Source organism: Candidatus Binatia bacterium (assembly GCA_036504975.1).
Classification (GTDB): Bacteria; Desulfobacterota; Binatia; order UBA9968; family UBA9968; genus JAJPJQ01.
This window is the reverse complement of sequence record DASXUF010000115.1, coordinates 1-20,009: the sequence shown is the minus strand read 5'-3', so window position 1 is coordinate 20,009 and position 20,009 is coordinate 1. Positions and strand designations below refer to the sequence as shown.

The window sequence follows — 20,009 nt, the reverse complement described above, 5'->3', positions numbered from 1 at the left end:
CGAGGATGTACGCAGCCGTCCCCAACATGCCCATCGTGGCCACCGCCGTCCCGAAGAGTCCCCCTCCGGGAAGGGCGGTCGCGCCGATTTTGAAGGAAGCCAGGATCGCGATGGAGATCGCGATGACCGGCAGGAGCGTGCACTCGAAGCCGATCGCGATTCCGGCGATCACGTTCGTCGCCGGGCCGGTCTGTGAGGCGAGGGCGATCTCGCGGACGGGCCGATAGCGATACTCGGTGTAGTACTGCGTGATGTAGACGAAAGCGATCGAGGTCAGGACTCCGATCATCCCGCAGAGGAAGAACTTCCACCATGCGTCCGGCGCGCTCGGGTTCGCGAGCAGCCAGCGCGTCGCGACGAAGAAGCCGGCAATCGCGAGCCCGGCCGCCACGTAGTAGCCACGGTTCAGCGCTTGCATCGGATCTCGGTCCTCGCGCGTCCGGACGAGGAAGATCCCGACGATCGATGCGAGAAGTCCGAAGGCCCGAGCGACGAGCGGGAAGAGCATGACTCCCACGACGCCGGCCGCGAACCCCATCCCGGCGCGCTCCGAGGCTGTGGCGAGCGTGGCGCCGAGAATCATTGCACCGATGTTCTCGGCGGCCGTGGACTCGAAGAGGTCGGCGCCCCGGCCCGCGCAGTCGCCGACGTTGTCGCCGACGAGGTCGGCGATGACCGCCGGGTTGCGCGGGTCGTCTTCCGGTATGCCGGCTTCTACTTTTCCCACCAGGTCGGCGCCGACGTCCGCCGCCTTGGTGTAAATTCCTCCGCCGAGCTGGGCGAAAAGCGCGACAAACGAGGCGCCGAAGCCGTAGCCCACGATTGTGAACGGTATTTTCTGCGGATCGTGCCCCATCGCATTGAGCAGAGCGTAGAGCCCGCCGACACCGAGAAGACTCATCGCGACGACGAACAAACCGGAAACCGCGCCGCCGCGGAGCGCGATGCGGAGCCCGTCGTTCAAGCTCGTTCTTACGGCCGAGGCGGTGCGGATGTTGGCCCGGATCGACACCCACATTCCTATATATCCTGCAATGACAGAGCAAAGCGCGCCGAGCGCGAAGGAGAGAGTCGTCCAGAACGCCAACTCGACGGGCGGCACGGGGTCCGCCGGACTCGGCGCGCGCACAAATCCGTATAGGATGAAGATCAACGCCGCCAGCACAACCGCCAAGGTCACGATCGTTCTGTTCTGCCGCGCCAGAAAGGCCTCGGCGCCTTCCTTGATGGCATTGGAAATGTCCTGCATGGCTTTGGTCCCGCTGTCGTTCTGCAGCACCCAGCGCGCCAGATAGACCGCAAACAGCAAGGAAGCAAAGCTAACGACAATGACGAATAAGATCATCAGCGAATCCTTTCTTCTTCACGTGGTTTGAGGTCGTCTGCGCCAGATGTAGGCTACCAAGATGCTCAAGCAGTAGAGTATCAACATCGGCGCCGCGAGCAGCGTCTGATTGATGATGTCCGGCGTGGGAGTCAGGATTGCGGCGGCGATAAAGATGAGGACGATGGCATAGCGAAACGATCTCCACATAGTCCGGTGGTCCACGATCCCCAGCCGCACCAGAAAGAAAGTGAACACCGGCATCTCAAAGGTAATTCCAAACGCCAATATCATGCGGAAAAAAAAACTGAAATACTCGCCGATGCGGATCTCCGGCGCGACCGCGATGGACGCGTACTGCTCGATAAAATATTGAAAGGCAATGGGAAGAACGATGCGATAACAAAAATAAGCCCCGCCGAGAAAGAACAGCGTGGCACAAAGCACGAAGGGAACAGCCATTTTCTTCTCGCTGCCCAGGAGTCCTGGAGCGAGGAAGCGCCAGATCTGAAAGAAGATCACCGGGGAAGCGAGAAAAACTCCGCCGACCAGCCCCGCCTTCATCTCGACGAAAAAAGCTTCGGCGACTCCCGTGCCGATGAGGCTCTGGCCGGGCAGGAGGTTCTGCTGTAGAGGCGCTTTCATGAAAGCAATTATTTTACCCGACTCGAGGTAACAAAATACAAACGCCAGCGCGACGGCCGCAAGGGACTTGAGCAGCCGCCAACGGAGCTCTTCCAGGTGCTCCGTAAACGTCATGTAAGGGTTCGTCGCCACTCTTGTCCGAAATCCGACGAGTGCGGAACGCTCATGCAAACAACTGAGAGAAAATTGGATTACATTATGGTCAGGCCGATCAAAAAGGTCTCAGATGCAAGGCGCGCGAAGGTCCGCGAGCGGAGGCGTACTCTTCTAGTACGTTGACGCAAAGCGGACCGAGCGCAACGAAACAGATGAGCCTTTTTCAGCGGCCTGACAAGTTGCAAAAAGGGGAAGAGTTGAGTACCCTTCCCCTTTTTTCAGGCTGCAGAAACCAACAAGGCGAATTGAGCCTTACTTGGCTTTTGCTCCGTCCTTTTTCTCTGCCGGCTTGCTCTCCGGAGCCATTGGCGCTGCGGGTGCTGGTTCGCCGCCCGGGGCAGGAGCCATCGCGCCAGGACCGGTGCCGCTCTCCGGAGCCGTCGGCGCCGCTGGCGCTGGAGCCGGAGGAGGCGGAGGCGGTTCTTCTTTCTTACCGCAACCGGCAAACGCTAGACTCAAAGTAAAGAGGGCCACCACTGACCATAAAGCAACTCGTTTTCCCATCCTTGTTCACCTCCTTTCCCACAACTCAAGAGCCTGCTCGCTAAGGAATTTTTATTGCACAACTTCCCAGCACTTGCAAGGGGGTGAAAACGATTGAGGTTTACCAAGCGGTGCGCAGAGGCCGGCCTGGATCGGCGCTCTCGGTCAGGTCGGCAGGCTGCGTGTCCGGAGCGGCTTCCATCTGGTTTTCCGGCGCCGCCTTTGCCGGCGCGAACGGCGTTATCTTGGCCCCTGCCGTATAAGGAATTCTGGCCAACGGCGAGCTTTCGAAGAGCGGCAAGGGATAGCGCTCGCGCAGGTTGACCTCCAACCAGTTGATTCCTTCAGGCACCGGAAATTCCGCCGCGTTGTTCTGCTGGCCCGCGCCGGTCATGAAGTTTACCCAAATAGGAAGCGCGGTGCTGGCGCCCGTTTCCTTATCCGCCATCGGCCTATGGTCGTCGTGACCCACCCAAACTCCGGCGATAAGCTCGGGATTGTACCCGATGAACCAACCGTCGCGAAACTCGCTGGTGGTGCCGGTCTTGCCGGCGACGTTGGCTCCGAGCTTGGCCGCCGCCCTACCCGTCCCACTCTGGACCACGTTTTTAAGCATGTCGGTCAGCACATAGGCGACCTCCGGAGAAAGCACCGGCTTTACTTTTGGCTCGCTCTCTTCCAGGACGTTTCCATTCCGGTCGGTTACCTTCAAAATAAAAAGCGGCTCGACCAGGTTGCCGCCGCTGGCGAACACGCCGTACGCGCGCACCATCTCCATAAGCGACAGCGAGTTGGAGCCCAAAGCCAACGACAGATTTTTTTCCAACGGAGATTCGATGCCGAGCTTGCGCGCCTGCTGGATGACTCGCTCGAGGCCGACGCGCTGCACCAGCCGTATCGCGACGCTGTTAAGAGAATGCGCCAATGCGCTGCGCAGAGTGACCATCCCGACGAAGCGGTTGTCGTAGTTCTGCGGCTGCCAGAATTTCCCCGGCGCCAGGCGAAAGGTCAGCGGGGCATCCGGCACGACCGACAGCTCCGAGTAGCCCGCCTCCAAAGCGGCGGAGTAGATCACCGGCTTGAATGCGCTCCCGGGCTGGCGCTTCGCTTGCAGCGCGCGGTTGAACTGGCTGATGGAAAAATCGTAGCCGCCGACCAGTGCCCGCACCTCTCCCGTCCGCGGATCCATGGCCACGAGCGCACCCTCGACCTCGCTCTGGTGTGCGCGCGGTTCTTTCCGCGATTTTTTGTGCGCCCGCAGACGCACTTCGTTGATCCCCTCGCGGAGCGCCTTTTGCGCCGCGAGTTGTACGGCGGCGTCAAGGGTCGTGTGGATGTGGAGACCGCCTTGAAGCAACGGATCGAACCCGTAACGATCGCCGGTCACGCGACGCACGTACTCGACGAAGTACGGCGCGATTTGTGAATTGAGGGCGGGCGCCGGCGCCAGACGAACCGGGGTTTGAAGAGCTTCCTGATATTCCGCTTGGTTAATGAATTTCTCCCGCAACATCCTGCGCAGAACGTAGCGCTGCCTTTCCGTCGCGGCAAAGAAATCCCGGTAGGGCGAATTTCGACTCGGCGATCGCGGCAGGCCGGCAAGCAGCGCTGCTTCAGCCAGACTCAACTGATCGACGCCCTTGCCGAAGTAATCCCGGCCAGCGGCCTCGATGCCGTAATTGCCGTGGCCGAAATAAACCTGGTTCAGATAAAGATAAAGGATTTCCTCTTTCGTATGATTTTTTTCGACCCGGTAGGCGAGGATGGCCTCGCGGATCTTCCGTGCCACCGTTCTTTCCGGCGTAAGAAAAAAACCGCGCACGAGCTGCTGCGTGATCGTGCTTGCCCCCTCGCGGACCGCTCCCTTCCTTAAGTTGGAAAATATCGCCCGCACGATCGCGAACACATCGATCCCGCGGTGCGCGAAAAAGCGAGAGTCCTCGGCGGCAAGGAACGCCCGGATCACGTGCTGAGGAATGCGATCCAGCGGGACGACTATCCGACGCTGGTGGTAGAATTCGCCGATCGGCTGTCCGCGCACGTCATAGACCGTGCTGACGACAGCCGGACGGTATCCCGACTTTAAATCCAACCGGCTGGGTAGATCGTGGCCGAAGTAATAAAGCAACCCGGCGACGATGACGAACCCGCCTAGAAAGATTATGCCGACGGTCCAGACGATGAATCGAAATAAAAAACTTTTTTCTTTGAGGCGAGTGATCATACGAAGCAAAGCAAGGTGATTTTACCAGAAGTCGGAGAAAATTAATATTTATTTTTCCGTCGTGCCGCCGGGAAGCCGAAAAAAACCGCAAGGCAAAAACTTTTCGATACAAAATTGAGCTTTAGGCGTCGCCACAAACTATAAATCACAAAAAACTGTTCATAAGTTGTTGATAAGTGCTAACGGAAGCGAGCCGCAAGGCGAAAGATCGCCAACCGGAACGAATTGCCCAAAATGTTGGCATGAAAAGCGCCTCAAAACTAGAGACTTATAAAAAGATCTCCACATCGTATCCAACCGAATGCAGTCGATCGCCCGCATTCGCGGCGGACCTTTTTATATAGATCGACTCCAAGGTCGAATTGAAAGCATGAAAACCGGCTGAAACTGAACTCTGAAGATCGTGTTTCGTTGACTCGTCAGAAGCTAGGTGATAAAGCAAGTAATCAAGTAATCATTTTAGCGGAGGTTTCTCTTGGCTATTCATCCTTCGGCAATCAAGCGCCACCGGCAAAGCCTAAAAAGGCGCGCAACGAACAAAGAAGTGAAATCCAGAATCAGAACTCTGATTAAAAAAGCCCGCCAGGCGGTCGCCTCGAAAGATCAAGACCAAATCTCCGTTCGGCTGCGCGAAGTCAGCAGCGAGCTTGGCAAAGCGGTAAGCAAAGGAATCCTCAGACGCAACACCGCATCGCGTTGGCTGTCGCGCCTGTCCCGCTCCGCCGCCCGTTTGTCCGCCGCTCAGTAGAGCTACGCGAGAAACGATCCCTCGACTGCGCTCAGGACAGGCTGAGCGTAGGCGTACTCTTTTCAGTACGTCGAGCGCGTCGTTTCGAAGCGCAACTATAGTAACCGCCCGCCACTGCAGACTATTGCGTAACCGCCCGGCCGCGAGTCTCCCTCCGGGCCGATGCGATACGGCAGTGTTACGCGGCACGAGCATTCTGCGAAAAATTCTGAGTACGCTTGATGCTTCCTCGTCCCACGCGTTGGCCCTTCGAGAAACCCCCGGCCGGGCGGATGGGCCTTTGTGGCCGGCCTAGAACATTTCGAGGAGGCGTGCGTGCATATCATGCGCCGCCGATTCCATCAATCGGCCACGCGCGTCCTGCTTGGCCGTTTCAGTCAACTGGATGTCGGTCAATTGGCGCGCGTCTCCAGGATTGAGGGTCCGCGAGCGAAACTCCGGCGAAGTCGTCACGACCGCGCCTCGCGATCCAACGTAAAGGTCGGTAAACCTGGCGCCTTGAGTGCGCCAGAGAAGTTGATCCGGGGAGCGCCGGCGAAGACTCATGTCCAGAGTCAGAACCATTTCGTATTGAAGCGCTTCGTCGTGGCGATTGATTCCCACGACTCGGCTGTCGAACACGCGCACCACGCCGCTGACAATCGCGTCCGCCTCCTCCAACCGGCCCACCACCTGGAGCTGTCCCTTCTGATGCAATTCGATCTTGAGGGCGGTCGTAAACTCTCTGTCCAGACCGACTTCTCGCGTTCGGTTTACGAACGGTTCGATAAAAACGGTGCGGATGTCTTTAGGAAAGGCCTCACCCCTCCCGGAAAAACCATACCCGCAGCTTTCCACCGCCATCAACAGGAACAGGAACGCCGCGAGGCAGATTTTAATTTTTCCTTTTGCCTTTTGCCTTTTGCCTTTCATTCTCATCCCTCCAGCACGATATTCACCAGGCGGCGCGGAACTTGAATCACCTTCTGGATTTCTTTGCCTGAAAGAAACCCTCTGACCTTGGGATCGGCGAGGGCCTCTTCCTTGATAGTGTCGCTGCTCGCGTCCGCGGGGACGGTAATCTTGCCCCTCACTCTACCGTCAACCTGCACCACGATCAACAATTTTTCTTGTTCCATAGCTTCTTCGGAGTAGGAGGGCCATGGAACCGCCGCCAATAGAATTTTATGGCCGAGACTTTCCCAAAGCTCGCTGGCTACGTGCGGCACGAAAGGGTAAAGCAGCGTCACGATCGCTTCGAGCGCCGCTTTGACCACGGGCATCTCGTTCTCCGAATCCAATCCGTCCTTCGCAACCGCGCCGACGGCGTTCAACAACTCCATAACCGCCGCGATTGCCGTGTTGAAGTGAAACCTCAATTCGATATCGTCGGTGACCTTCTTAATGGTCTTGTGGGTCAGGCGCCGTAAGTTTTTGAGATCAGCCGGCAGCTCTTTCGAAGAAGAGTCCGCAGCCGCCGCGAGCAGCGCGTCACGATGCTGATAGATGAAGCGCCAAAGGCGCGTCAGAAAACGAAATCCTCCCTCGACCCCTTGATCGCTCCATTCCAGATCCTTCTCGGGCGGAGCGGCGAACAGCTCGAACAACCTGCCGGTGTCGGCGCCGTATTTTTCACGGATCACGTCGTCTGAGACGACATTGCCTTTCGACTTGGACATCTTGGCGCCTTCCTTGATGACCATGCCTTGGGAGAGCAGCGCCTTGAAGGGCTCGTCCACCTTGATGAGCCCGAGATCGCGCAACACTTTGGTATAAAACCGCGCATAGAGAAGATGGAGAACGGCGTGCTCGATGCCGCCGATGTACTGGTCCACCGGCATCCAATACTCCCCGGCCTTTGGCTCGACCATTCCATCCTCGTATCGGGGCGAGCAGTAGCGGAGAAAGTACCAGGACGACTCGACGAAGGTGTCCATGGTGTCGGTCTCGCGCCGCGCGCGTCCGCCGCAGCGCGGGCAGGTCGCGTTGGCAAAGTTCGGATGGCTTGCCAGCGGCGATCCGCCCTTGCCGCTGATCTCAACGTCGTGCGGCAGCACGACCGGGAGGTTCTCCTCTTTTTCCGGCACCATGCCGCAGGCGTCGCAATAGAGAACCGGGATCGGCGCGCCCCAATATCGCTGCCTCGAGATGCCCCAGTCGCGCAGGCGATAGTTGACCTTCGCCTCGCCGAGGCCGCGCTCGACCAGCCAGTCGATCGCCCGCCGCTTGGCCCCGGCGACCGTGAGGCCGTCGAGGAAACCGGAATTGATTTTGACGCCGTCGCCGGCATACGCCTCGCCGGGCCAATCCGGCGGCCGCCGCGTCGTCTCGATGATCGCGAGGCCATGCTTTTTGGCAAAGTCCCAGTCGCGCTGGTCCTCGCCGGGCACGGCCATGATGGCGCCGGTGCCATAAGTCATGAGAACGTAATCAGCGATGAACAGCGGGATTTCCGCTCCATTGAAAGGATTGACCACGCGCGCCGACAGACGGAGGCCGCGCTTGGGACGGTCCTCGGCAACACGCTCCTGGTCCGATTGCTTGAGCGCCTCGGCGCGAAAGCGCTCCACCTCGGCGCGCTCGTCCGACCGCGTCACCAACTGATCCACCAGTGGGTGCTCGGGCGCGAGCACAGCGTAAGTCATGCCGAATCCCGTGTCGGGTCGCGTGGTGAACACGCGGATCTTGAGTTCCGGGCGGCCAGCAACCGGGAGATCGAACTCCGCGCCCTCGCTCCGGCCGATCCAATTTTTCTGCATCGTGATTACGCGCTCGGGCCAGCTGGTCAGCCTGTCGCACCACTCGAGCAACTCCTCGGCATAGGCGGTGATCTTGAAAAACCAGCCGTCGATGTCGCGCTTGGTGACCTCGCTCTCACAACGCCAGCAGCGGCCGTTCTCGACCTGCTCGTTGGCGAGCACCGTCCGGCATGACGGGCACCAGTTGACCGTGGAGCGGCGGCGGTAGGCGAGCCCGCGCTCGAGCATTCGGCTGAAGATCAGCTGCTCCCAGCGATAGTAATCGGGATGGCACGTGGCGATCTCGCGCTCCCAGTCGTAGGAGATGCCCATTTTCTTCAGCTGCTCTTTCATGTAGGCGATGTTTTCCATCGTCCACTTGGCGGGATGAATGCCGCGCTCGATGGCGGCGTTCTCCGCCGGGAGACCGAAGGCATCCCAACCCATGGGGTGAAGAACGTTGAAGCCCCTCATCCTTTTATAACGCGCAAGCACGTCGCCGATCGTATAGACGCGCACGTGGCCCATGTGGATCCGGCCGGAGGGATACGGGAACATCTCCAGGACGTAGTACTTGGGGCGCGAGGGGTCCTCCGCGGCGCGGAAGCTCTTATTTTCTTCCCAGATCTTCTGCCACTTCTCCTCGACTTTTTGGGGATAATATTTGTCGTCCATTATTTTGCGAATCTAAGTACTATTTCGCCCCGGCCGCGGACGCCACCTGATCCAGAACGCCGTTGATGAACGTCGGCGAGTCGGCCGAGCCGAAGCGCTTGCCGATCTCGATCGCCTCGTCGAGGCTCACGTTCATGGGTATGTCCGGGCAGAAGAGCAGCTCGTACGTCGCGATGCGGAGAATCAGAAGATCGACCTTGGCCATCCGTTCGAGCTTCCAATTTTCCGCGCACTGCGCGATGATTCGATCGATCCGCTCTCGATTCTCCATCACGCCGGATATCACGCCGCGGGCAAAATCCTTCGACTCGGTGCCACCCTCGAAATGGCTCAAGAACGATTCGACCGCCTTGGGCGACGCATCCCCGGTGACCTCTATTTGATAGAGCGCCTGCAGCGCCAGCTCGCGTCCTTTTCTTCTGGTACCCGCCATAAAGAGACCACCAGGCGGCGGGCGAGACGACGTTCCTCTCGCCTCCGCTTTTCGCCTCGCGCGTTGTTAAGGAATCTTCCGGTTCAGGCTGGCCATCTCGATGGCCGTGAGCGCCGCCTCGAATCCCTTGTTCTCGCTCCTCGCGCCGGTCCGCTCCATCGCCTGTTCCACGTTATTGGTCGTCAGCACGCCGAAAGAAACCGGCAGGCGATGCTCCAGGACGACCGCGCCGATGCCGTGGGTGACGGCTTCGGCGATGTATTCGAAATGAGGCGTGTCGCCGCGAATCACGGCGCCGAGACAGATCAAAGCATCGTATTTGCCGCTGGCAGCGAGTTTCTTCGCGAGCAGGGGGATCTCAAAAGCCCCGGGCACGCGAACGACGTCGATTTCTTTCTCTTCCCCTCCGTGCGCTTTCAGCGCCTCGAGGGCGCCTTCCAGCAGCCGTTCGGTAACCGCGCTGTTGAAGCGGCTGACGACGATGCCAAACTTCATGCCCCGGGCATCGAGCTTCCCCTCGATCATTTTGACCATGAGCGCCGATCGGTTTTACTTTCCGGACTTGGCTTCCAGCTTGGAAAAAAGATGGCCGAGCTTCTGCTGCTTGGTGCGCAAATATTCGATGTTCGATTCCTGAGGCGGGACTTCGATCGGAACGCGTTCCACCACGCTGAGGCCGTATCCTTCCAGGCCGATGATCTTGCGCGGATTGTTGGTGAGGAGACGCAGCTTCTGCACGCCCAGGTCGCGCAGGATCTGCGCCCCGATGCCGTAATCCCTGAGATCCTCCTTGAAGCCCAATTCGAGATTGGCCTCGACCGTGTCCATCCCCTGGTCTTGCAGCGCGTAAGCCCTGATCTTGTTGGTGAGCCCTATGCCGCGTCCCTCCTGATGCATGTAGACGAGCACGCCTTTTCCTTCCTGGTCGATCATCCGAAGCGACTGGCGGATCTGATCGCCGCAGTCGCAGCGCTCCGAGCCGAAGACATCGCCCGTGAGGCACTCCGAATGCATGCGCACCAGCACGGCCTCGCCCTTGCGGATCTCGTTTTTCACCAGCGCTATGTGCTCGTAGGCATCGACATTGTTGCTGTAGACGACCGCCTTGTAGGCGCCGCCGTGGATCGTGGGAAACTCCGATTCCGCCACGCGCTTGACGAGACACTCGCTGCGCAAGCGGTAGGCGATGAGATCGGCGATCGAGACGAGCTTCAATTTATGCTTCGCGGCGAAGGTCTCAAGATAAGGCGTGAGCGCGACCGATCCGTCCTCCTGAAGGATCTGACAAATGACACCGCCGGGCTCCTTCCCCGCCAGGCGGGCCAGATCCACCGAAGCCTCGACCCGCGCGGAGCGAACCAGCACCCCACCGTTCCGCGTCTGGACCGGAAAGACATAGCCGGGGACGATGAGATCGCTGCGTTTGGTTTCTTTGGCGACGGCCGACCTCAAGGTCCGGGCCCGGCTTGCTGCGGAAGCGGCGGAGCTGGCGTCGGCGCGCAGTGCTATCGACGCGCCCAACGAGCCCACCACCTTCGAGCTGCTCTCCTGCACCATGAGCGGGATGCCGAGCTGCTTCATTCTCTCTTCGGTGAGGCCGAGGCAGATGAGCCCGCGGCCATGGCTCATCATGAAGTTGACCGCTTCGGAAGTGATGTTTTCGGCGGCCGCGCAAAGAAATCCCTCGCCCTCGGGGCTGTCGTCATCGACCAGAATGACCAGCCGGCCTTGGCGGATTTCCTCTAGGACCTCTTCGATGGGGGAGGCGGGCATGGGCTTAGATGGAGCAATCGCTGAACATATTTTCCAATCAAATCGGTTTCGATGTTGACTTTATCACCAACCCTAAGGTCGCGCAAATTAGTGTGTTTCAAGGTAAAGGGTATCACCGCGACGGAAAAACGCCCTTCTTCGCAACCGTTGACGGTGAGGCTGATGCCGTCGACGGCGACCGAGCCTTTTTGCACGAGCTGGAGAGCGAGACGGGGCGGAACCCGGAAAGTGTAGAAGATAAACTTTCCCCGTTTGCGGATTTTCTCGACGACGCCGACGCCGTCGACGTGGCCCGTGACGAGATGGCCGCCCAAGCGGTCGCTCAATCTTAGAGGCCGCTCCAGGTTGACGATATCGCCGCGCCGGAGCGCTCGGAAGTTCGTCCGCTGCAAAGTCTCCGGCGAGACATCGACCATAAAACGGCTTCCGGCCTTGTCCACGATCGTGAGGCAAGCCCCGTTTACGGCGATGCTCGCGCCTAATTTCATCTCCGCGACCGGAAGGTTGCCGGCGAGCGTCAGCACGCCCGCTCCCGCGCGCTTCCGCCAGCGAACCACCTCGCCCACATCTTCGATGATTCCGGTAAACATCGCTAAGAAGCCGTCAGCTATCAGCCTTCAGCTCAATCAAGGTATCCGGTGACCAACAGGTCTTGGCCTACTTTCTCCACTGCGAGATTATCTATCCGAAGGCTTCGGCTCATCCATTTGACTCCAATCGGCGCGATCATATCCAAGCCGTCTCCCCCGATGATCTTGGGAGCATAAAAGAAACAAACCTTATCGACAACCTTTTCGCTGAGCGCGCGGCCGGCGGTCTCGGCGCCGCCTTCGACCATGACGCTTACCATTTCTCTTTTTCCCATTGCTCGAAGGACGGAGGCGAACGGCACGCCGCCGTCGCGCGTCGGCAAGCGCCAGACCTCGGCGCCGAGCTTCTCGATCGCCCGCACCTTGCGGATAGGGACACGAGTGCCGGCGGCGACGATCGTCTTGCCGCGCTCACGCAGCACCCGGGCCGAAAGAGGTATGCGGAGCGCGCTATCGAGGACGATCCGGATCGGATTCCGACCGCCCGGAATCCGGCAGGTGAGCTGGGGATTATCGGCGACGATGGTCCCGACCCCGACCAAGACCGCGTCCACGTGATTGCGCATCTGGTGCACGCGGCGGCGCGCCTCCGGTCCGGTGATCCAGCGGGAATGGCCGGTCGCGGCGGCGATCTTTCCGTCGAGCGACGCGGCTAGTTTCACAATGACGAACGGAACGCGGCGGGTGATGTACTTGGTAAAAGCTTCGTTCAGCCGTCGGGATTCCTCTCCGAGAACTCCGAGCCGGACCTGAATGCCTGCTTTGCGAAGAGCGCGAATGCCCAGGCCGGAAACGAGCGGATTCGGGTCCGCCATTCCGGCGACAACCGTCTTTACGCCAGACTGAATAACCGAGAGGGTACAGGGTGGAGTCCGGCCGTAGTGGCTGCAGGGCTCGAGGTTGATGTAGAGAGTGGCGCCGCGCGCCTTTTTTCCGGCGCGCTTTAGAGCAACGATCTCGGCGTGGTCGCCGCCGGCCCGGCGGTGGTAACCCGTGCCGACGATTTTTCCGCCGCGGACGAGGACGGCCCCGACCAGAGGGTTGGGGCTGGTTCGGCCGGCGCCTTGAAGCGCGAGGCCGAGCGCCATGCGCATATATCGCTTGTCGGCTTCATCCCGATCCGCCGCCTTGGATTGAGCCATACGCGCTTACATATCATAAGTCTGAGCGGAACAAAGTCTGTGCAGGCGACACGGGCGGATCGGGATTCATCGTTCATCAGGACAAACGAGTCTCCGGACCCTTCTTCTTCTGGGGAGAGTGCTTGGAGGACTGGCCTTTGCGCTCTTTGAGCAACTCCTCGAGCTCGACCATGAACTCGTTGATGTCCTTGAACGAGCGGTAGACCGAGGCGAACCGGACATACGCGACCTCATCGATGTCGTGCAGCTCTTTCATCGTAGCTTCCCCGATGACCGAGCTCGGCACCTCTTTCTCGCCGCGCTCCTGAAGTCCCCGCTCGATCCGGTCAGCCACCGCCTCGACCGTGTTGATGCTCACCGGTCTTTTTTCGCAAGCGCGCTTGAGCCCGTTGACCACTTTGAGGCGATCGTAGCTCTCGCGCCGGCCGTCTTTTTTAACCACGAGCGGCATGGTCTCCTCGACGCGTTCGTATGTGGTGAAGCGCCGGGAGCATTTTTCGCATTCCCGACGGCGCCGTATCATATTGGCGTCCTTGCTCAGGCGGGAATCGATGACCCGATTCTCAGTTTCGTGGCAGAAAGGGCATTTCATTTCAGAGCCTTCAACTTTCAGCGATCAGCTTTCAGCTTTTCTTTTTTTTGGCTGAGTGCTGACGGCTGACAGCTTCATAGCTTTTTTATCCGGTTTGGATAAATCGGGAAATTCTTGCACAGATCGCGCACTTCGTCGCCGACCGCCTTGAGCACAGCCTCGTTGCCGACGTTGTTCAAAGCGCGGGCGATGAACCCGCCGATAATTTCCATTTCTTTTTCCTTCATCCCGCGCGTCGTCACCGCCGGCGTGCCGATGCGAACGCCGCTGGTTACGAAAGGCGAGCGCGTTTCGAAAGGAACCGTATTCCGGTTGACGGTGATCCGCGCCTTGTCGAGCGTCTCTTGCGCCGCCTTACCGGTCAGCTCCGATTGGCGGAGATCCACCAGCATCAAGTGGTTATCGGTGCCGCCGGAAATCAGCTTGAAGCCATTCTGCATCAGCGCGGCGGCGAGGGCTTTAGCATTCTTCACGATCTGCTGCTGGTAGAGCTTGAATTCCGGCGCGAGCGCTTCTTTCAGCGCGACCGCTTTGGCCGCGATCACGTGCATCAGCGGCCCGCCTTGATTTCCCGGAAAGACGGACGAGTTGAGCGACTTCGCGAAGGCCTCGCGGCACATGATCATGCCGCCGCGCGGGCCGCGCAGCGTCTTGTGCGTCGTCGTGGTGACGAATTCGGCGAAAGGAACCGGCGACGGATGAATGCCGGCGGCCACCAGGCCGGCGAAATGGGCGATGTCCACCATGATGACGGCGCCGGCCTCGTCCGCCGCTTCGCGGAAGGGGTGGAAATCGATCTCGCGCGGGTAGGCGCTGTAGCCGACGACGATCATCTTCGGCCGGTGCTGCCGCGCCAGCTCCCGCATCGCGTCGTAATCGATCCGCTCGTCGGACCGGCTGACGCCGTAAGGGACGACCTTGAAGAATTTGCCGGAAAAGTTGACCGGGCTGCCGTGAGTCAAATGGCCGCCGTGGGTCAGGTCCATGGCGAGGATCGTGTCGCCCGGCTGGAGCTGGGAAAAATAGACCGCCATGTTCGCTTGCGAGCCGGAATGCGGCTGGACGTTGACGTGGTCCGCCGCGAACAGCTCCTTGGCGCGCGCGATCGCGAGGTCCTCGACGATGTCGACAAACTCGCAGCCGCCGTAGTAGCGCCGGCCCGGATACCCTTCGGCATATTTGTTGGTCATGACCGAGCCCTGGGCTTCCAGAACGGCCTCGCTCACGGCGTTTTCCGACGCGATCAGCTCGAGGTTCTCTTCGAGCCGCCGGGTCTCATTCTCGATCGCCGCAAAAACGTCCGGGTCCGCCTGCCGCAAAAAAGACATTTCCTTCCAGTTCCCCTCTTTGTTAGATTCTTATCTTCGAGATCTTCAACGCAACTTCACAAAATTTCTCGCGCCAGCAAAGACTCAGCCTAAGGCTGATCAGCCTTGGGGCTGAGCCAAGAGCGCGAAGAAAGAAATATTTCTCCGAACTTGGCGCGCTTTGCGGCTTTGCGGGAGGTATCTTTCCGTTTTCGCCACCTCAGTTTTTTTCGACTACTTTTTGTCCTTGGCCGTGACCCGCGTTCCAAGCTCGCGCTCGACTTCGGCGATCTTGTCGATGCGGCGCTGATGCCGCCCGCCGGCGAATGGGGTCTCGAGCCAGACGTCGAGGATCTGTTCGGCCAGCGCCGGATCGGTCATGCCGCCGCCCAGAACCAGAATATTCGAGTCGTTGTGCTCGCGGCTCATGCGCGCGCCCCTGAGCTCGTGGACGAGCGCCGCGCGCACGCCGGGAAATTTGTTCGCGACCATCGACATGCCGATGCCGTTGGTGCACAAGAGAATTCCGCGCTCGGCTTCTCCCTTGGCCACTTTGAGCCCGACGAGCTTGCCGAAGTCGGGATAGTCCACCGAGTCGCTCCCGTGCGTTCCGAGGTCTGCCACCTCGACGCCGTTCGAGCGGAGTTTTTGCACCAAAAAATCTTTGAGCCCGACTCCGCCGTGGTCGCTCGCGATAACGATCACAAAGGCTCCTGGATCAACGTGCCGCTTTTGGGAAAGAAAATCGCAGGAGGATGGCGCTCGGCCATCCGGTCTCCCGCGATTAACTTTGGCATGGCGGGTAAGCGCGCGCAATAACCGGCGCTTATCCTCTACTTTCTTGTCTGTGCTTTGGCGCTACTTGTGGCTGTCAATGTAAGTGATGACGTCCTGCACGGTCTTGATCTTTTCCGCGTCCTCGTCGGAAATCTCCATTTCGTACTCTTCTTCCAGAGCCATCACCAACTCCACAATGTCCAAAGAGTCGGCGCCCAGATCCTCAATAAATGAGGCCTCGGGGGTCACTTCGTCATCGCTGACTCCCAACTGCTCGCATACGATTTCCTTCACCCTGGCCTCTACAGATGATGCCATTCGTCTCACCTCCTCTTGGCAATTTCCTATGCCGTCAAAAGTCCGCCGTTGACGTTGATAACCTGTCCGGTAATGTAAGCGGCCCCGGGGCCGGCCAGGAACGAAACCGTTTCCGCCACGTCCTCCACGGCGCCGAACCGGCCCAAAGGTATCGATTTCAAAAACTCGTTTTTCAAATCGGCCGGCAGCTTGTCCGTCATCTCCGTGTCGATGTAGCCGGGCGCCACCGCGTTCACCGTGATTCCCCGCGACGCCAGCTCCCGCGCCATCGCCCGCGTAAAGCCGATGATGCCCGCCTTGGAGGCGGCGTAGGCCGACTGACCCGCATTTCCCATCTGCCCCACCACTGACGTCATATTGATGATCCGGCCGTAGCGCTCGCGGATCATGCCGCGACAAGCGGCCTTGGTGCAATGAACCGTGCCCTTGAGATTGATCCCGAGCACGCGGTCCCAATCCTCTGGCTTGAGACGGATCAAAAGATTGTCGGAGGTGACCCCGGCGTTGTTGACTACAATATCAATTTTTTTGTGTTGGTCAACGATTTTTTTTACCGCCTCGTCCACCTGGCGTTCCTGGGAAACGTCGAAGGGCCAGAGCTCTCCGCTCCCGCCGACCGCCGTGAGTTGCTTGAGCGTCTCCTCGGCGGCCGCATGGTTGCCGGCGTAGTTGATCATGACGCGCGCACGCCCACGGCCCAGCGCCAGAACAATGGCCCTGCCGATTCCCCGGCTCCCGCCTGTCACCAAAGCTATCTGGCCTTGCAAAGTCAAGGTCACGCGGCCCCTGTCATTCTCCCATTGAGCTAGCTTTTTCCGCCGCCTTTGCTGTCTCTTCCTTCTTCATCGGTAGCCGATTTGTCGCTGAACTTTGATTTGACTCGCTTCCAGATTCTCCCCGAGAGCCTGTCCGGCCGTGCGGGCTCGGCCCCATCGGCCTCGCCCAGCACATCCAGGATGTGACGATTGACGTCGTGCGCAATCGCCTCACGCGCCACGCGAATGGCATTCTTGATCTCCTTGGGACCCGAACCGCCGTGAGCGACAATGGCGACGCCGTTCAAGCCGAGCAATGGCGCTCCACCGTATTCCGTATGATCCAAGCGTCCCAGGGCTCGACGTATCGAGTTCCGGCTGAAAAGATACCCGACGCGGCTTAGCGCGGTCTGCTCGAAGGCTTGCTTCAACGTCCGTACCATGAATCCGGCCAGCCCTTCCATCGTTTTGAGCATCACGTTGCCGATAAAACCGTCGCAGACGACGACGTCGACCTTATTGTTGAAAACATCCCTTCCTTCGACGTAGCCGACGTAGTTCAAAGAAGTATGGGAAAGCTGTTCGCTGGCTGCCCGCGTCAGATCGTTTCCCTTCCCTTCTTCCTCTCCGTTGCTCAATACGCCGACGCGCGGGGACGAAACACCCAGAACCTGTTCGGCGTAGATCGCACCCATGAGACCGAACTGGACCAGTTGGCGCGGCTTGCAATCCACGTTGGCGCCGCCGTCGATGATCACCGTGCCTTTGCCCGGAGTGGGAACTAGAATCAAGATCGCCGGGCGGTCGACCTGGGGCAGGTTGCCGACAACGAACATCCCGATCGCCATCAGTGCCCCCGAATTACCCGCGCTGACAACCGCCTGGACCTCTCCCTGCTTCATCAGACCATAGGCGATCTTCATGGACGAATCGCGCTTTCTCAGCGCGGCGCTCGGGGATTCATCCATGGCGATCGATTCCGCCGCGGGCACGATCTCGATGGCGGCCCGCGTCGCGCCGTGTTTTGACAGCGTCTGTTCGATGACCTCCCGGTCGCCGACCAAGACGACGCGCACGTCGAGATCTACGGCGGCCAGCAGCGCTCCTTCGATGATGGCATCGGGAGCGTGGTCGCCGCCCATCGCATCAACAGCAATCTTCAACATAGGAGGCGCGAATCAGGCTTCTTCCACGGGAAGCACCGGACGGCCGCGATAATGGCCGCAACTCCGGCAAGCGCGATGCGGCAGGACGGCCTCGCCGCACTTTGGACACGTGCTCACCTGTGGCGCAGTTAGAGCGTCATGGGAACGGCGCTGGTTTTTCTTGCTCTTGGAGGTTCTTCGCTTCGGTACCGGCATGGATCACTATCCCTTCTTTTCATCCCGCCTGCGGCGGAAGGAAAGGCATGAACGATCGAGGGCGGGCTACTGCTGCAATTTCATGTCGCGAAAAAAAGCCATCCGCGGATCGCCCTTGGACGAAGAGCAGCGACACGAGCTCTCGTTGAGGTCGACGCCGCACGCCGGACAAAGCCCGCGGCAATCTTCGTCGCAAAGAGGGCGCGTCGGAAGGGCCAGCAACACCTGCTCGCGAACGAACGGCGTGAGATGGATCTCTTCTTCGCTGTAGAAGCTAAGACCCAGCTCGTCTTGATGCAACTCTTTGGTCTTGGCGGAGCGCGTATCGGGCGCTAATACGAAATCGAACTCTTTGGTGAGCGGGAACGAGTAGACTTTAAGGCAACGGCTGCAATGGCCTTCGACCGTTCCGCCGATCCGGCCCTGGAAAAACAGCTCCGGTCCCGACCGGTAAAAAACGACGCGCACATCGAGGGACTGAGGAAAACTGAAATCCCGCGCGTCCGCGCTGTACAGCCGATTCAACTCCTCGGTCCTCTCGGCGAAGCTGAGTTCCTTAGGGCTTTCGGTGATCTGTGAGACTAAAATTTTCATGGCGCTTCGAGAGTCGAGAGTATGGAGAGACTTTTAATATATTGATTCCCCCTCTTTTGTCAAGTTGAACAAGTCTCCGCTGGAGGCGAAAAGCCCCTGGTTTTCTGAGCACTTCCGAACTATCTGCCTAATCGGAAGGGCGAGCTTCCAGGGACACGGCGCGCGCCAACGCGGCAAAGAATTTTTCGTACGGCTCCGGCTCCAACACCGGCGTCACGTCGTATCTGGCCTGGGCTCGAACCGTGAGCCGCGACGCTCCCTGAGGCAGGACCGTCACGGTCCAGCGCAGAAGATACTGATCCAGCTTGGTCCCGCTGACCGACTGATGCTCATAGTCGGCGCGGTCCACGATGAACCCGAGATCCTGAAGGGTCGTGATAACAGCCCGCAGCATTTTTTCCCGGTCGGTCGTCTCGAAAGAGCGGCTGCGAACGCTCGCGAGCTTCTGAGTTTCCGGCGGCTTCGAGAAATCGCGCAGGCCGTAGTCGCAGCCGCCGGTCGCGGCAAGGACTTGCAATCCCACGAGGAAGGCAACGCAGACTTGCGCAAATTTAGAACTCATGCGCCTCAAGAGCCGCGATCTTGGAGAGCTGGTCAAAAAACGCGCGGTAGGCCGTCGGCTCTTCGAGCAGCTCCGACTTGGCGACTTTCCCCTCCGTGTCCCAGACGACGAGCTGAAGCGTGAGCCGCACGGCGGTGCCGTCGCCGTTTTCTTGGCGGCCGGTTACTACCGACGCCCGGATCAACCGCTCTTTGCTGTACGGAACAGTCGTAGGAACGCTCAAGGCCGAGGATATGACGGCAACGGCGGCCGAGGTCGCCATGCCGCCGAAGTTGTAGGGCTCCTCCTTCTTCGAGCCGGCGATCAGTCCAAGCTCGGTACTCTTTTGGTCGATGGTAAAGCCCAGATCTTTTAGAACGGCGCTCGTCGCGGTAAGCAGCGCTTGTTCATCTTTGGTTTCGAACCGGCGGCTTTGCAGCTTGCGCCGCGCCGGGCTTTCCTCGGTCAACAGCAGCGCTTCCTTCGGGATTTCAGGCGGAAGGCAGGCGGAAAGAAGGGTGACGGCCATCAAGAGAGCAAAAATTTTTCCCGACATCGCGGATTCAGATTTTTCACGACCGTTTCTAAAATTCCTCGTCCTCCTCGGCCGGTCGTATATCTTGGACAACCAATTCATGCCACACGGCGAGCACCTCCGGGGTTGCACCCGCCGCGAGCAATTGGTCCGCGACAGGACCTGCATCATGCTTGAGGTCGGGAAATGTCAGTAGCAACATCGCGAGGTCGCGCCAGTCTGTGCCGGATTTGGGCTGCCCACGGCGCTGCTGATAGGCGAGCACCTTGCTGGCAATCAATGCGGCGGGCGCCATCACCAGCACGCCGGCAATGCGCTC

The 20,009-nt window shown here is 59.5% G+C and carries 22 protein-coding genes and 1 pseudogene; 2 read left to right on the top strand and 21 right to left on the bottom strand.

What is annotated here, in order from left to right; genetic code table 11:
* A partial coding sequence (locus tag VGL70_15675) for a sodium/proton-translocating pyrophosphatase (GenBank protein ID HEY3304963.1) occupies nt 1-1,345 on the bottom strand: 1,345 nt, incomplete at its 3' end.
* Between the two features lie 18 nt (nt 1,346-1,363).
* Nucleotides 1,364-2,083: a twin-arginine translocase subunit TatC gene (gene tatC, locus VGL70_15670; protein HEY3304962.1), complete on the bottom strand. Its 720-nt coding sequence runs from the start codon at nt 2,081-2,083 to the stop codon at nt 1,364-1,366.
* Between the two features lie 287 nt (nt 2,084-2,370).
* On the opposite strand from tatC, the gene VGL70_15665 reads away from it, so the two are divergent.
* Nucleotides 2,371-2,589, top strand: coding sequence for a hypothetical protein (locus tag VGL70_15665; GenBank protein HEY3304961.1), 219 nt, complete (start codon nt 2,371-2,373; stop codon nt 2,587-2,589).
* 140 nt (nt 2,590-2,729) lie between these two features.
* Here VGL70_15665 and VGL70_15660 read toward each other — a convergent pair whose 3' ends face one another.
* Complete coding sequence (locus tag VGL70_15660) at nt 2,730-4,832, bottom strand: PBP1A family penicillin-binding protein (protein HEY3304960.1); 2,103 nt, start codon at nt 4,830-4,832, stop codon at nt 2,730-2,732.
* Between the two features lie 475 nt (nt 4,833-5,307).
* Here VGL70_15660 and rpsT point away from each other — a divergent pair, with 475 nt between their 5' ends.
* Nucleotides 5,308-5,580 (top strand): 30S ribosomal protein S20, encoded by a 273-nt coding sequence (gene rpsT / locus VGL70_15655; GenBank protein ID HEY3304959.1) that lies wholly within the window; start codon nt 5,308-5,310, stop codon nt 5,578-5,580.
* Between the two features lie 291 nt (nt 5,581-5,871).
* On the opposite strand, the gene VGL70_15650 is transcribed toward rpsT, so the two are convergent.
* The 18 genes and pseudogenes from VGL70_15650 to VGL70_15565 form a co-directional block, all read right to left on the bottom strand.
* Entirely contained in the window at nt 5,872-6,492 is a 621-nt protein-coding gene (locus tag VGL70_15650) for an LptE family protein (protein ID HEY3304958.1), read from the bottom strand.
* Between the two features lie 2 nt (nt 6,493-6,494).
* A complete protein-coding gene (gene leuS / locus VGL70_15645; protein HEY3304957.1) occupies nt 6,495-8,972 on the bottom strand; it encodes a leucine--tRNA ligase in 2,478 nt (825 codons plus the stop codon).
* Nucleotides 8,973-8,991: 19 nt separating this feature from the next.
* Nucleotides 8,992-9,405: a transcription antitermination factor NusB gene (gene nusB / locus VGL70_15640; protein HEY3304956.1), complete on the bottom strand. Its 414-nt coding sequence runs from the start codon at nt 9,403-9,405 to the stop codon at nt 8,992-8,994.
* 66 nt (nt 9,406-9,471) lie between these two features.
* Entirely contained in the window at nt 9,472-9,939 is a 468-nt protein-coding gene (gene ribE / locus VGL70_15635) for a 6,7-dimethyl-8-ribityllumazine synthase (GenBank protein HEY3304955.1), read from the bottom strand.
* Nucleotides 9,940-9,954: 15 nt separating this feature from the next.
* On the bottom strand, nt 9,955-11,178 hold the full coding sequence (ribA, locus tag VGL70_15630) for a GTP cyclohydrolase II (protein HEY3304954.1): 1,224 nt from the start codon (nt 11,176-11,178) through the stop codon (nt 9,955-9,957).
* Nucleotides 11,148-11,768 carry a riboflavin synthase gene (locus VGL70_15625; protein HEY3304953.1) on the bottom strand — a complete coding sequence of 207 codons (621 nt, stop codon included), beginning with the start codon at nt 11,766-11,768 and terminating at the stop codon, nt 11,148-11,150. The genes ribA and VGL70_15625 overlap by 31 nt, the downstream gene beginning before the upstream one ends.
* Nucleotides 11,769-11,800: 32 nt before the next feature.
* Nucleotides 11,801-12,910, bottom strand: coding sequence for a bifunctional diaminohydroxyphosphoribosylaminopyrimidine deaminase/5-amino-6-(5-phosphoribosylamino)uracil reductase RibD (gene ribD, locus VGL70_15620; protein ID HEY3304952.1), 1,110 nt, complete (start codon nt 12,908-12,910; stop codon nt 11,801-11,803).
* A 76-nt stretch (nt 12,911-12,986) separates the two neighbouring features.
* Nucleotides 12,987-13,502: a transcriptional regulator NrdR gene (gene nrdR, locus VGL70_15615; protein HEY3304951.1), complete on the bottom strand. Its 516-nt coding sequence runs from the start codon at nt 13,500-13,502 to the stop codon at nt 12,987-12,989.
* Nucleotides 13,503-13,576: 74 nt separating this feature from the next.
* The gene (gene glyA / locus VGL70_15610; protein ID HEY3304950.1) at nt 13,577-14,830 is read right to left on the bottom strand and encodes a serine hydroxymethyltransferase; all 1,254 of its coding nucleotides are present in this window, start codon (nt 14,828-14,830) and stop codon (nt 13,577-13,579) included.
* A gap of 213 nt (nt 14,831-15,043) precedes the next feature.
* Nucleotides 15,044-15,514, bottom strand: coding sequence for a ribose 5-phosphate isomerase B (rpiB, locus tag VGL70_15605; protein HEY3304949.1), 471 nt, complete (start codon nt 15,512-15,514; stop codon nt 15,044-15,046).
* 153 nt (nt 15,515-15,667) lie between these two features.
* Nucleotides 15,668-15,904 carry an acyl carrier protein gene (gene acpP, locus VGL70_15600; GenBank protein HEY3304948.1) on the bottom strand — a complete coding sequence of 79 codons (237 nt, stop codon included), beginning with the start codon at nt 15,902-15,904 and terminating at the stop codon, nt 15,668-15,670.
* Between the two features lie 26 nt (nt 15,905-15,930).
* On the bottom strand, nt 15,931-16,677 hold the full coding sequence (gene fabG / locus VGL70_15595; GenBank protein ID HEY3304947.1) for a 3-oxoacyl-[acyl-carrier-protein] reductase: 747 nt from the start codon (nt 16,675-16,677) through the stop codon (nt 15,931-15,933).
* Nucleotides 16,678-16,841: 164 nt separating this feature from the next.
* Nucleotides 16,842-17,822 (bottom strand): annotated as a pseudogene (plsX, locus tag VGL70_15590) (phosphate acyltransferase PlsX).
* Nucleotides 17,823-17,837: 15 nt separating this feature from the next.
* Nucleotides 17,838-18,020: a 50S ribosomal protein L32 gene (gene rpmF, locus VGL70_15585; GenBank protein HEY3304946.1), complete on the bottom strand. Its 183-nt coding sequence runs from the start codon at nt 18,018-18,020 to the stop codon at nt 17,838-17,840.
* A gap of 66 nt (nt 18,021-18,086) precedes the next feature.
* Nucleotides 18,087-18,614 (bottom strand): DUF177 domain-containing protein, encoded by a 528-nt coding sequence (locus tag VGL70_15580; protein ID HEY3304945.1) that lies wholly within the window; start codon nt 18,612-18,614, stop codon nt 18,087-18,089.
* Nucleotides 18,615-18,741: 127 nt separating this feature from the next.
* Nucleotides 18,742-19,176 carry a hypothetical protein gene (locus VGL70_15575; protein ID HEY3304944.1) on the bottom strand — a complete coding sequence of 145 codons (435 nt, stop codon included), beginning with the start codon at nt 19,174-19,176 and terminating at the stop codon, nt 18,742-18,744.
* Nucleotides 19,166-19,711, bottom strand: a complete 546-nt coding sequence (locus VGL70_15570) for a hypothetical protein (protein ID HEY3304943.1) — start codon at nt 19,709-19,711, stop codon at nt 19,166-19,168. Before VGL70_15570 ends, VGL70_15575 begins: the two co-directional genes overlap by 11 nt.
* Before the next feature lie 28 nt (nt 19,712-19,739).
* Nucleotides 19,740-20,009, bottom strand: a 270-nt coding sequence (locus VGL70_15565; protein ID HEY3304942.1) for a hypothetical protein, incomplete at its 5' end; no start/stop codon positions are given.